Here is a 12,556-nt window from a genome sequence, read left to right as displayed (position 1 = left end):
TGCTTCGCTTCGCTCGCAATGACGAGAAGAAAATGCAAAGGGGGAAACAACATTGGCCGACACATTCGATTTCGTCGTCGTGGGCGCGGGCTCCGGCGGCTGCACCGTCGCAGGCCGGCTGTCGGAGGATGCGGCGACGTCCGTCGCGCTGCTCGATGCGGGCGGGCGGAACGACAATTGGCGGATCACCACGCCATTCGGGCTCGCTTTGCCGTACCGCGCGGCCAACTGGGCGTTCGATACCGTGCCGCAGAAGGGATTGAACGGCCGTATCGGCTATCAACCGCGCGGCAAGGGCCTCGGCGGTTCCTCGGCGATCAACGCGATGGTCTACATCCGCGGCAACAAATGGGACTACGACCACTGGGCCGCGCTCGGCAATTCCGGCTGGTCGTATGCGGACGTGCTGCCCTACTTCAAGCGCTCGGAGCACAACGCCGATTTCGACGGCGCGTATCATGGCAAGGGCGGCCCGCTGCATGTCAACAGACTGCGCTCGGAGAATCCAATCCACGACGTCTTCCATCAGGCTGCGCGCGAGGCGCAGTTTCGCATCCGCGAGGACTTCAATGAAGAGGACCATGAAGGGCTCGGCAGCTACCAGGTGACGCAGCGCAATGGCGAGCGCTGGAGCGCGGCGCGCGCCTATGTGCAGCCCCACGTGGACAAGCGCGCGAATCTGCGCGTCGAGACGGGGGCGCACGCCACGAAAATCCTGTTCGAGGGTGGGCGCGCAGTCGGCATCGAATATGTGCAGGGCAAGCAGAAAAAGCAGCTGCGCGCCCGCCGCGAGGTGATCCTCGCCTCCGGCGCCTTCCAGTCACCGCAGCTCTTGATGCTGTCGGGCGTCGGCGACGGGGATGCGCTTGCCGCGCACGGCATCGGCGTCGTGCATCACCTGCCGGGCGTCGGGCGCAATCTTCAGGACCATCCGGATTTCGTGTTCGTCTACGCCTCCGACTATCCGCACTTCGTTCACGCGTCACTGGGACGGCTGCCATCCCTGCTGCGCGCGATCCAGCGGTACCGCAGGGAGCGACGCGGCCTGATGACCACCAATTTCGCCGAGTGTGGCGGCTTCCTGAAGACGCAGCCCCACCTCGACGTATCGGACATTCAGCTGCACTTCGTCATCGCGATGCTCGACGACCACGGCCGCAAGAAGCACAAGGAGGCGGGCTTCTCATGCCATTTCTGCCTGCTCAGACCGAAGAGCCGCGGCAGCGTATGGCTGAAAAGCGCCGATCCGCTCGCAGCCCCCATGATCGATCCGAACTTTCTGGGTGAAGCGGAGGATCTCGAGACCATGGTCGCCGGCTTCAAGACGACGCGACGGCTGATGGAGACGCCGGCGCTGCGCGCGTTGCAGAAAAAGGACATGTTCACATCCAATGTGAGAACCGACGACGACATCCGCAGCGTTCTGCGCGCGCGCGTTGACACCGTCTATCACCCGGTCGGCACCTGCAAGATGGGGACGGATGCGATGGGCGTGGTCGATCCGGCGCTGAAGGTGCACGGAGTGGAGGGATTGCGCGTCGTCGACGCCTCGATCATGCCGACGCTGATCGGCGGCAACACCAATGCGCCGACGATCATGATCGGGGAGAAGGCGGCGGATATGATCAGGGGGGAGATGCGGGCGAGTTAGCGCGACGGTATCTCAACAGGTGTCGTCCCGGCGAAGGCCGGGACCCATAACCACAGGGAGGAGTTGCGGCGCGGGATGGTAACTCCGAGTATTCGCCAAACGACGTTTGGTGGCTATGGGTCCCGGCCTTCGCCGGGACGACGCTGGGAGAAGATCGCTTTCAAACAACAACAGCAGTGTTTAACTCAGCAAGAATCCGCCGTCCACCGTCACCACGCTCCCCGTCATGTACCGCGACGCCTTTGACGCCAGCAGCAGGATCGCGCCGTCGAGATCGGATTCGGCGCCGACGCGGCGCTGGGGGATGCGTTTGGCGAGGCGCTCGCCGGCGGGCGTCGACCAGAAGGCGTGGTTCATCTCGGTGTCGATATAGCCGGGCGCGAGCGCGTTGATGCGGATGTTCTGCCCGGCGAGTTCCAGCGCCATCGCCTTGGTCGCCTGGATGATGCCGGCCTTGGAGATCGCGTAAGGAGAGACCGCCTTGAGCACGCCGGTGCCGAGCACGGAGGCGATGTTGACGATGTTGCCTTCCTGCTTGCGCGCGATCGTGCGGCGGACGATCTCGGTGGCGAGGAAATAGGCGCCCTTGAGATTGGCGCCGATCACGGCATCCCAATCGGCCTCGGTCTGTTCGGTCGCGAGTTTCTCGATGGCGATGCCGGCATTGTTGATCAGCACCGTGACGGGACCGAGCGCGGCTTCCGCCGCATCGACGGCCCTTGCGATCGAAACTGTGTCGGTGACGTCGAGCGCGACGGCGGCGGCGCGGCCGCCCTTGCCGCGGATCTCCTCCTCCAGGCTCTTCAATTTGTCCGTCTGCCGCGCGGCGAGCGCGACGGCCGCGCCATGCGCGGCCAGCACCCGGGCAAATTGCCGCCCCAGCCCCTGGCTCGCGCCCGTGACGAGGATGGTTTCTTTACTGACGTCGAATAGGCCTGACATGACGATGTCCTTGCGCGTGCCCCCTGATCCTTTGGAGCCAATCAATACAGACGATTTTAGCGATCTGAAACCGGAATGACCGGCTCGGCGTTCATTCGTTCCATCAAGGCAGGGTTGTGCTCATGAACAGTTTCGATTTCGCCGTCTATGCCGCGCTCGCCGTCGCGGTGGGCCTCGGTTTCAGGACCGGCCTGCTCCGCAGCGCCATGACCATCCTCGCCTATCTCATCGCCGCGCCGATCGCGGTCGCGCTGATGCCGCTGATCGCGCCGCAGATTGCAGCCAATCCGAACTCGCCGCTGCTGCAGAACTGGATCTGGTTTTTCGGCATCTTCGTCGTCGTCGGCATGCTGTTCGGCCATATCGGCCGCGTCGCGCTGAACGACACCATCGGCGAAGCCGGCATCGGCGACCGGCTCGGCGGCGCCGCGCTCGGCGCCGTCAGGGTCGGCCTCGTCGCCACCACGCTGGTGCTGGTGTTCGACCGGATCGTGCCGGCGAACCTCCAGCCGCCATTCCTCGCCGGCTCGCATCTGCGGCCGTTGTTCTCCACGGTCGGCCAGATGGGCTTCAAGTCACTGCCGCCGGAGGCGGCGTCCGTAATCGACCGCCTCAAGCAGGAGCGTCGCATCTAGAGCGCGATCGGATCGCGCTCTAGCTTATTGTCTGGGCATGATCTTTTCGGAAAACCGCTACACACTTTTCCGGATCATGCCCGTTTGCATCGCCGCGGGCCGCGCCATGCATTTTGACGCGGCTCCCTCCCTTATCAGCCGCGTCACAGTTGGCTAGAGTGCGGCCCATCCAAAACCTGCCTGACATTACGGAGTGATACAGTGGATCTTGGGATCAAAGGTCGCCGCGCCATCGTCTGCGCATCCAGCAAGGGCCTGGGGCGCGCCTGCGCCATCTCGCTGGCGGAAGCCGGCGTTGACGTCACGCTGACCGCGCGCGGCGCCGAAGCTTTGAAGAAGACCGCGGACGAGATCCGGAAGGCCTATCCTGGCGTGAAGGTCACCGAGATCGTCGGCGACATCACGACGCCTGCGGGGCGCGAGGCGGTGCTGAAGGCCTGCCCCGATCCCGACATCCTGATCAACAATGCCGGCGGCCCGCCGCCCGGCGATTTCCGCAACTGGACCCGCGACGACTGGATCAAGGCGATCGACGCCAACATGCTGACCCCGATCGAGCTGATCAAGGCGACCGTCGACGGCATGATGGCGCGCAAGTTCGGCCGCATCGTCAACATCACCTCGGCCGCGGTGAAGGCACCGATCGACATCCTCGGCCTCTCCAACGGCGCGCGCGCCGGCCTCACCGGCTTCATCGCCGGCCTGTCGCGCAAGACGGTGATCAACAACGTCACCATCAACGGCCTCTTGCCGGGCCCGTTCGAGACCGACCGCCTGACCGGCACCGCGAAGGCCGAAGCCGACAAGCGCGGCACGACGCCGGAGCAGATCCTGGCCGAGCGCGCCAAGCTCAATCCCGCGGGGCGCTTCGGCCAGCCCGACGAGTTCGGCTATGCCTGCGCCTTCCTCTGCGGCGCCAAGGCCGGCTTCATCACCGGGCAGAACATTCTGCTGGACGGTGGTGCGTTCCCGGGCACGCTGTAACGCCCCTTTGCTCTCTCCCCGCTGCTGCGGGGAGAGAGCGCCTCGCAACATCACCGCTGCTTCGTCGGCTCGTCCTCGTCCCGCTCGCTGGGATCGGAGGAATCGGCGCTGAGGCGCTCGTCGGTCCAGTCGATGCCGAAGGCATCGAGACCGTCGGCGAGCAGATCGCCCAGCATCGGCTCGCCGAGCAGGTACTGCACCGTTTCATGCCGGGGCTTACGATACTCGGACCGCGCCTCCACCGCGCGGGCACGTAAATCGTCCCAATCGTCGATCGTGCCGTCGCCGCGACCGAGCCAGGTCAGCGCGACGAGATCGACCTGCTCGTCCTCGTTCAGCGCAACGATGAAGCCGCCGAGCTCGCTGGCGACGGGATCGGAGCCGTCATCCCCCAGCACATCGACCGCATCGTCATCGCTCGGATTCGAGCCCGAATCGGGATCGGCATCCCCTTCCTTGACGTCGAATTCGCGCGCCTTCTCGATGATGAAGGCGACTTTCTCGGCGGAAATTGCAAGCTCTGGCATGGCAGCCTCTCTTGGCGTCGCTTCCTCTTGGGTTCCCGCGATAACGCCGCATCGCACCAGATGATCCATTGCACCTGACGGCGGAAAACCGCATGTTTCGGCACCAAAACAAGAACATGGGGAAGGCGCCCGATGCGGTGGAAAGTGGGCAGGGTCAAAATCACCAAGGTGGTGGAATTGGAGACGGTCGGCTCGACCCGCTTCATCCTGCCGCTGGCGAGCAACGATGAAATCCGCAAGCTGCCCTGGCTGATCCCGCATTTCGCCACCGAGGAGGGCCGGCTGAAGATGTCGATCCATTCGCTGGTGGTGGAAACGCCGAACCGGCGCATCGTGGTCGACACGGGTCTCGGCAACGACAAGCAGGGCCGCAACGTCCCGACCTGGAACAACCGCACCACGCCATTCCTGGAGACCATGATTGCGGCGGGCTTTGCGCCTGACAGCATCGACACGGTGCTGTGCACGCATCTTCATGTCGATCACGTCGGCTGGAACACGAAGCTGGTCGACGGCCAATGGGTGCCGACCTTCCCGAAGGCGCGCTACGTCTTCGGCCGCACCGAATACGAGCACTGGCGCGACCATTCCACCGAGCCGGACAAGGCCGCCGTGTTTGGCGATTCCGTGCAGCCGATCGTCGACGCCGGCAGGGCCGATCTGATTCCGAGCGATCATCAGCTGTGCGACGAGATCAGCATGATCCCGACCCCGGGCCACAGTCCCGGCCATATGAGCATCCTGATCAAATCCGGCGGCGAGCAGGGCCTGCTCACCGGAGACGTCGCCCACCATCCCTGCCAGATGGCGCATCTGAACTGGTCCTCGACCGCCGATTCCGACCAGGCGCAATCCGCGGCGACGCGGGCCGAGCTGTTCGGCCGCTTTGCCGACACGGAGACGCTGGTGATCGGCGGGCATTTTTCGGCCGGGCACATCAGGCGCGACGGGGACGCGTTCAGGCTTGTGGCGCTGCAATGACGCGGTCGTAGGGTGGGTTAGCCGAAGGCGTAACCCACCACGTCTGCATCCTTGGAGAGAGAAGCGGTGGGTTACGCCCGAACTGCGCTTCGCGCAGCCGCGGCCTAACCCACCCTACAAAGTAAGGGCTGCAATGCACCTCGTTTTGAGCGGTTGAATTTCCCGCCGCCCTGTTCCATGAAGCTCTTAACCGATCGGTCCAATCTCCAGGGAGAAACGAGAATGAAGCTTGTTCGTTATGGCGAAAAGGGTGCGGAAAAGCCCGGCCTGATCGACAAATCCGGCCAGTTGCGCGACCTGTCGGCGCATGTGAAGGACCTCACGGGCGAGGCTTATTCGCCGGAGTCCCTGAAGAAGCTGGCGGCCCTCGACCCCGCCTCGCTGCCCGCCGTCTCCGGCAAGCCGCGGTTCGGCGCGCCCGTCACCGGCATCTCGAAATTCGTCGCCATCGGCCTCAATTACAGCGACCACGCCAAGGAAACGGGCGCCGCGATCCCGACCGAGCCGATCATCTTCATGAAGGCCAACACCTCGCTCTCCGGCCCGAACGACGCGGTGGAGAAGCCGCGCGGCTCGACCAAGCTCGACTGGGAGGTCGAGATCGCCGCCATCATCGGCACCCGGGCCAAGTACGTTTCGGAAGCCGACGCGCTGAACTATGTCGCCGGCTATTGCGTCTGCAACGACGTCTCCGAGCGCGCCTTCCAGATCGAGCGCCTGGGCCAGTGGACCAAGGGCAAGTCCCACGACACCTTCGGCCCGGTTGGCCCCTGGCTCGCCACCAAGGACGAGATCAAGGACGTGCAGAACCTGTCGATGTGGCTCGACGTCAACGGCCAGCGCCGCCAGACCGGCTCGACCAAGACCATGATCTTCTCCATGGCCAAGTGCGTCTCCTATGTCTCGCAGTTCATGACGCTGCTGCCGGGCGACATCATCACCACGGGCACCCCGCCCGGCGTCGGCCTCGGCATGAAGCCGCCGACCTTCCTCAATGTCGGCGACGTCGTGACGCTCGGCATCGAGGGCCTCGGCGAGCAGCGCCAGGAGATCGTGGCGGCGTAAGGCCTCCGCCCTCATCCTGAGGAGCGCGCAACGCGCGCGTCTCGAAGGATGCGCCACAAGCACAGTCGCCCGACGTTCGCGCCGGGTGACGAGAGACCCTCCCTCGCTGTCCATCCTTCGAGACGCGCGCCAAGGGGCGCGCTCCCTAGGGATGAGGACCGTATGTCTGGATAGAGGTTATTTCCCATGAAACTCTCCTTCTCCCAAGCTTCGCCCTTCGCCCGCAAGGTGCGCATCGCCGCGATCGAGCTCGGGCTGATCGACAAGATCGAGCTGACGCCCGCGACCGTCGCGCCGGGCACGGTCAACGAGGACTATTCGCGCATTACGCCGCTGAAGAAGCTGCCGGTGCTGATCACCAATGACGGCGACGTCATTTTGGACTCCTACGTCATCGTCGAATATCTCAACGAGATGGCCGGCGGCGGCCTGATCCCGGACTACGGTCCGCGGCGCTGGAAGGCCAAGACCAATCACTCGCTGATCAACGGCATGCTCGATTCCATGCTGCTGTGCCGCTACGAGAAGATGGTGCGGCCGCAGGGCCTGCAATGGCAGGCGTGGTCGGACGATCACTGGAACCGGGCCTGGACCGGCATGGCGCGCTTCGAGAACATGCCCGAGGTGCTCAACGGCCCGTTCGACATCTCGCAGATCGGCCTCGTCTGCGTGCTCGGCTATGCCGATTTCCGCTTCGCCGATTGCGGCTGGCGCAAGGCCTACCCGAAGCTCGACGCCTTCCACCAGAAGATGCTGGAGCGGCCCTCGGTCAAGATCTCGGTGCCGCCGGCGGCGTAAGAGCGGAGTTCTCATGAGCCTTAAGTTCTCGGTCGGTGATCTCACCATCCATCGCGTCATCGAGCAGGAGACCTCGTTCGTCCCGGCACTGGAGATGCTGCCGGGACTGACGGCGGAGGTGCTGGCCGAGAACCGGGCGTGGATGCGCGAAGCGCAGGCGCTGGACGAGCAGGACGTGCTGCTGCTGTGCTTCCAGTCCTATGTGGTGAAGACGCCGCACCACACCATTTTGATCGACAGCTGCATCGGCAACGACAAGCCGCGCCCCAATCGGCCGAAATGGAACATGAAGACCGACGACACCTATCTGCGTGCGCTGAACGCCGCTGGATTTGCGGTCGACGACATCGACTTCGTGATGTGCACCCATCTGCACGTCGATCACGTCGGCTGGAACACGCGGCTGGAGAACGGCCGCTGGGTGCCGACCTTCCCCAAGGCGCGCTACGTCTTCGCCAGGCAGGAATTCGACCACTGGTCCGAGCAGAATGCGAAGGCGGAGATTCCGCCTTTCGCCGATAGTGTGCTGCCGGTGGTCGAGGCCAAGCGCCACGAGCTGGTCGGCAACGACCATCAGATCGGCGATCACGTCCGCATCCTGCCGACGCCCGGTCACACGCCGGGCCATATCGCTGTTACGATGGGGCGCGGCAAGGACGACGCGGTATTCTCCGGCGACCTCATGCATTCGCCGCTGCAGACGCTCTATCCGGAGCTGTCGATCAAGTTCGACGTCGACCCGGCCGCGGCAGCGAAAACGCGCCGCAGCTTCCTGGAGCGCTATTGCGACACCGATACGCTGTGCTGCACGGCACATTTCCCCTCGCCGTCGGTGGGGAAGATCAAGCGCAAGGGCAACGCGTTCGTGTGTGAGTCGGTTTAGCGAGATGCCGTAGGGTGGGCAAAGCGAAGCGTGCCCACGATGCTCTCGCGTTGAAAAATGGTGGGCACGGCGCTTTGCGCCTTTGCCCACCCTACGATTCCACCCGAGTGGAGGAAACGATGCCCGATCTCCCCGACATCCCCCTGCCCGCCGGAATCCGCTCGCGCTATCTCGACGGCATCAACGGTTTGCGCATGCATGTGCTCGAGGCCGGTTTCGAGACCAGAGGCCGTCCCTGCATCCTGCTGCTGCACGGCTTTCCGGAGCTGGCCTTCTCCTGGCGCAAGGTGATGCCGGCGCTCGCGGAGGCCGGCTATCACGTGATCGCGCCGGACCAGCGCGGCTATGGCCGCACCACGGGATGGACCGCGAATTATGACGACGACCTCGCGCCATTCTCTCTCCCCAATTTGGTGAGCGATGCGCTCGCTTTGGTGTCGGCGTTCGGCTACAGGCAGGTCGATCTCGCAGGGCATGATTTCGGCAGTCCGGTCGCGGCGTGGTGCGCGCTGATCCGGCCCGACGTGTTTCGTTCGGTGACGCTGATGAGCGCGCCTTTCGGCGGAGCGCCGCCTCTTCCCTTCAACACGGTTGATAGTCCTGCAAAGCCTGCGGCCGAAGACCCCGTTCATCGCGAGCTCGCCGCGCTGCCGCGTCCGCGCAAACATTATCAATGGTACTACGCGACACGTCCGGCCAACGCGGACATGCAACACGCGCCGCAGGGCGTGCATGATTTGCTGCGCGCCTATTATCATCACAAGAGCGCGGACTGGACCGACAACAAGCCATATCCGCTCAAGTCCTGGTCCGCGGGCGAGCTTGCAAAGCTGCCGACCTACTATGTGATGGACGCCGGCGAGACCATGGCCGAGACGGTCGCGAAGGAGATGCCCTCGCCCGCCGCGATCGCCTCCAACCAATGGCTGCCGGACAGCGACCTCGCCTATTACAGCGCCGAATATGGCCGCACCGGATTCCAGGGCGGCTTGCAATGGTATCGCTACGGCACGTCGGGCATGCTCAACAGCGAGATGCAGCTGTTTGCGGGCCGCAGCATCGACGTGCCTTCCTGCTTCATCTCCGGCAAGCAAGACTGGGGCACCTATCAGCGCCCCGGCGTGTTCGAGGCGATGCAGGGGCGCGGCTGCACAAAAATGCTCGGCTGCCATCTCGTCGACGGCGCCGGCCATTGGGTGCAGCAGGAGCAGCCGGCCGAGGTGAGCCGGTTGCTGCTCGACTTCCTCGCAAAGGCCGGCAAGGCCTGATTTGACCTCGGAACCACCGCAGCCTATATAGTTTAGAATAATTCTAAACTAAGAAAACAGGGCCGCCGTGAAGAATTTTGCCGATCTGACCGAGCGCGAGGTGCTGGCGGTCGCGATCTCCTCCGAGGAGGAGGACAGCCGCATCTACATGACCTTCGCCGAGGACCTGAAGGAGCGTTATCCCGACTCGGCAAAACTGTTCGAGCAGATGGCCGAGGAGGAGCGCGGCCATCGCCACATGCTCCTGGAAATGTACGAGCAGCGCTTCGGCCAGCACCTGCCGCCGATCCGCCGCGAGGACGTCAAGGGATTCCTGAAGCGCCGTCCGATCTGGCTCACCAAGAACCTGCCGCTCGACACCATCCGCAAGGAAGTCGAGACCATGGAGCTCGAGGCCGAGCGTTTCTACGCCAAGGCTGCCGAGCAGGCCGAGGATGTCAATGTACGCCGGCTGCTCGGCGACCTCGCCGAGGCCGAGAAGAGCCACGAGCATACCGCCGCCAGGCTAACCGACGAGATCCTCAAGCCCGACGTGCGCGCCGAGGAAGACCGCACGCGCCGGCGCATGTTCGTGCTGCAATATGTGCAGCCGGGCCTCGCGGGCCTGATGGACGGCTCGGTCTCGACGCTGGCGCCGCTGTTCGCGGCCGCCTTCGCCACGCATCAGAACTGGCAGACCTTTCTCGTCGGCCTCGCCGCCTCGATCGGCGCCGGCATCAGCATGGGGTTTGCGGAAGCGCTCTCCGATGACGGCTCGCTGACGGGACGCGGCTCGCCCTGGCTGCGCGGCGTCACCTGCGGCGCGATGACGACGCTCGGCGGGCTCGGCCACACCGCGCCGTATCTGGTGCCCGACAGCTGGCCCAATGCGTTCTGGATCGCGACGGGAATCGCCTGCGTCGTCGTGTTCTTCGAATTGTGGGCGATCGCCTTCATCCGCTCGCGCTACATGGACACGCCGTTCCTCCAGGCCGTGTTCCAGATCGTTCTCGGCGGCGCCATCGTGCTGGCAGTGGGGATATTGATCGGAGCAGCGTAGCGGCCACACACTCGCTGTCATGCCCCGGCTTGACCGGGGCATCCAGTACGCTGCGGCAGCAGTTCGTTCACACAACTCCCGCCGCGGCGTACTGGATCGCCCGGTCAAGCCGGGCGATGACAGCGAGTTCTTGACTCCATCCGTTCCGTCCCGCCCACACATCAATCACCATCAAACAGCGGTTGCGGCGTTCGGCCAAACTGCGCATCATCCTCTAACAACCAGAGCGGGAGACGCGCGTGGCCAAATCGGAATGGAGTTTCAAGAGTGCGGTCGGGCTGTCAGCCGCATTGAGCGCGAAGAAGGTCTCGGCGGTCGAGCTCACGCAGGATGCGATCGCCCGTATCGAGCGTCACGACGGCAAGATCAACGCGATCTGCGTCCGGGATTTCGATCGCGCGCTCGGCGCCGCGCGCGAGGCGGACGCCGCATTGGCCCGCGGCGAGCGCAAGCCGCTGCTCGGCCTGCCCGTGATGATCAAGGAATCCTTCAACATCGCCGGCCTGCCGACGACCTGGGGGTTCGTGCCGCAGAAGGATTTCAGGCCCGTGGAAGACGCACTGCCGGTGGCCCGCATCAAAGAGGCCGGCGGCGTGATCCTCGGCAAGACCAACGTGCCGGTCGGCCTCGCCGACTGGCAGAGCTACAACGACATCTACGGCACCACCAACAACCCCTATGATCTCGGCCGCACGCCGGGCGGATCGTCCGGGGGATCGTCGGCAGCCCTTGCCGCAGGTTATTGCGCGCTCGCCACCGGCTCCGACATCGGCGGCTCCCTGCGCGTGCCGGCATTTCATTGCGGCATCTTCGCGCACAAGCCGACCATCAATCTCTGCCCGGCGCGCGGCGAGACCCCGCCGCCGTTTCCAGCCCTTCCGCGCGAAGGCGACCTCGCCGTCATCGGCCCGATGGCGCGCACCGCTGCGGATCTCTCCTTGCTGCTCGACGTCATGGCCGGACCGGATCCGCTGGAAGCCGGTGTCGCCTACAAGCTCGACCTGCCGGCTGCACGGCATCAGTCGCTGCGGGACTTTCGCGTCCTGGTGATCGACAGCCATCCGCTGCTGCCGACCGACCGGGACGTCCGCGGCGCGATCGACAAGCTCGCAACCGATCTCACGAAGGCCGGCGTCACGGTCGCGCGCGAGAGCGCGCTGCTGCCGGATTTCGCGGAGACCTCGCGGCTCTACATGCGCATGCTGCTGGGCTTCCTCGGCGCGTTCTTCCTGCCCGAGGTGCTGGCGGATTCGCGGGCACGGGCCAGCCAATTGTCGCCGGAGGACCGCAGCCTCGGCGCCGAGCGGCTGCGCGGCACGATTGCAAGCCACCGCGCCTGGATCCTCGACGCAGGTCACCGCGCCGGCCTGCGGGCGAAATGGCGAGCGCTGTTCAACAATTTCGACGCGGTGATCTGCCCGATCATGCCGACGCCGGCTTATCCGCATGATCATCTGCCGGAACAGAGCCTGCGACGCATCAGCATCGACGGCAAGGATTACCCCTATTCCGACCAGCTCGCCTGGCCGGGCATCGCGACGCTTCCGGGCCTGCCCGCGACGGCCGTTCCGCTCGGCCTGTCGAAAGACGGACTGCCCGTCGGCGTCCAGATCGTCGGCCCGTGGCTGGAGGACCGCACGCCGCTGAAGCTCGCCGAGCTGATCGAGAGGGAGTTCGGCGGGTTCGTGCCGCCGAAGATGTTTGACGACTGATGCTTTCGAGGATTTCCGTAGCCCGGATGGAGTAACATGACTTCGAGATCCCGGGCTCGCGCTCCGCGCGC

The 12,556-nt window shown here is 64.8% G+C and carries 12 protein-coding genes; 10 read left to right on the top strand and 2 right to left on the bottom strand.

Annotation, left to right across the window (positions count from 1 at the left end):
• Positions 1 to 52 precede the first annotated feature (52 nt).
• A complete protein-coding gene (locus XH79_RS14405) occupies positions 53 to 1,651 on the top strand; it encodes a GMC family oxidoreductase (protein ID WP_271582102.1) in 1,599 nt (532 codons plus the stop codon).
• A 180-nt stretch (positions 1,652 to 1,831) separates the two neighbouring features.
• Here the strand turns inward: XH79_RS14405 and XH79_RS14400 are convergent, their stop codons facing one another.
• Positions 1,832 to 2,593: an SDR family oxidoreductase gene (locus XH79_RS14400; protein WP_271582101.1), complete on the bottom strand. Its 762-nt coding sequence runs from the start codon at positions 2,591 to 2,593 to the stop codon at positions 1,832 to 1,834.
• Positions 2,594 to 2,715: 122 nt separating this feature from the next.
• Here XH79_RS14400 and XH79_RS14395 point away from each other — a divergent pair, with 122 nt between their 5' ends.
• The gene (locus tag XH79_RS14395) at positions 2,716 to 3,228 is read left to right on the top strand and encodes a CvpA family protein (protein WP_271582100.1); all 513 of its coding nucleotides are present in this window, start codon (positions 2,716 to 2,718) and stop codon (positions 3,226 to 3,228) included.
• Between the two features lie 201 nt (positions 3,229 to 3,429).
• Positions 3,430 to 4,212 carry an SDR family oxidoreductase gene (locus tag XH79_RS14390; RefSeq protein WP_212342264.1) on the top strand — a complete coding sequence of 261 codons (783 nt, stop codon included), beginning with the start codon at positions 3,430 to 3,432 and terminating at the stop codon, positions 4,210 to 4,212.
• Positions 4,213 to 4,262: 50 nt separating this feature from the next.
• Here the strand turns inward: XH79_RS14390 and XH79_RS14385 are convergent, their stop codons facing one another.
• Positions 4,263 to 4,739 carry a DUF3775 domain-containing protein gene (locus XH79_RS14385; RefSeq protein WP_212342266.1) on the bottom strand — a complete coding sequence of 159 codons (477 nt, stop codon included), beginning with the start codon at positions 4,737 to 4,739 and terminating at the stop codon, positions 4,263 to 4,265.
• Positions 4,740 to 4,871: 132 nt separating this feature from the next.
• Between XH79_RS14385 and XH79_RS14380 the strand changes: the two genes are divergently transcribed.
• From XH79_RS14380 to XH79_RS14350, 7 genes are all read left to right on the top strand, one after another.
• Positions 4,872 to 5,720, top strand: a complete 849-nt coding sequence (locus tag XH79_RS14380; protein WP_271582099.1) for an MBL fold metallo-hydrolase — start codon at positions 4,872 to 4,874, stop codon at positions 5,718 to 5,720.
• A 222-nt stretch (positions 5,721 to 5,942) separates the two neighbouring features.
• On the top strand, positions 5,943 to 6,785 hold the full coding sequence (locus XH79_RS14375; RefSeq protein WP_212342270.1) for a fumarylacetoacetate hydrolase family protein: 843 nt from the start codon (positions 5,943 to 5,945) through the stop codon (positions 6,783 to 6,785).
• A gap of 186 nt (positions 6,786 to 6,971) precedes the next feature.
• Positions 6,972 to 7,583, top strand: coding sequence for a glutathione S-transferase family protein (locus XH79_RS14370; RefSeq protein WP_212342271.1), 612 nt, complete (start codon positions 6,972 to 6,974; stop codon positions 7,581 to 7,583).
• A 13-nt stretch (positions 7,584 to 7,596) separates the two neighbouring features.
• Positions 7,597 to 8,466, top strand: coding sequence for an MBL fold metallo-hydrolase (locus XH79_RS14365; protein ID WP_271582098.1), 870 nt, complete (start codon positions 7,597 to 7,599; stop codon positions 8,464 to 8,466).
• Between the two features lie 119 nt (positions 8,467 to 8,585).
• A complete protein-coding gene (locus XH79_RS14360; RefSeq protein WP_271582097.1) occupies positions 8,586 to 9,734 on the top strand; it encodes an alpha/beta fold hydrolase in 1,149 nt (382 codons plus the stop codon).
• A 67-nt stretch (positions 9,735 to 9,801) separates the two neighbouring features.
• The gene (mbfA, locus tag XH79_RS14355) at positions 9,802 to 10,773 is read left to right on the top strand and encodes an iron exporter MbfA (RefSeq protein WP_271582096.1); all 972 of its coding nucleotides are present in this window, start codon (positions 9,802 to 9,804) and stop codon (positions 10,771 to 10,773) included.
• Between the two features lie 239 nt (positions 10,774 to 11,012).
• On the top strand, positions 11,013 to 12,485 hold the full coding sequence (locus XH79_RS14350) for an amidase (protein ID WP_271582095.1): 1,473 nt from the start codon (positions 11,013 to 11,015) through the stop codon (positions 12,483 to 12,485).
• The last annotated feature ends 71 nt before the right edge of the window (positions 12,486 to 12,556 follow it).

The organism is Bradyrhizobium sp. CCBAU 45389, assembly GCF_028128625.1.
GTDB classification, from domain to species: domain Bacteria; phylum Pseudomonadota; class Alphaproteobacteria; order Rhizobiales; family Xanthobacteraceae; genus Bradyrhizobium; species Bradyrhizobium liaoningense_B.
This window is presented reverse-complemented; position numbering and strand designations above follow the sequence as displayed.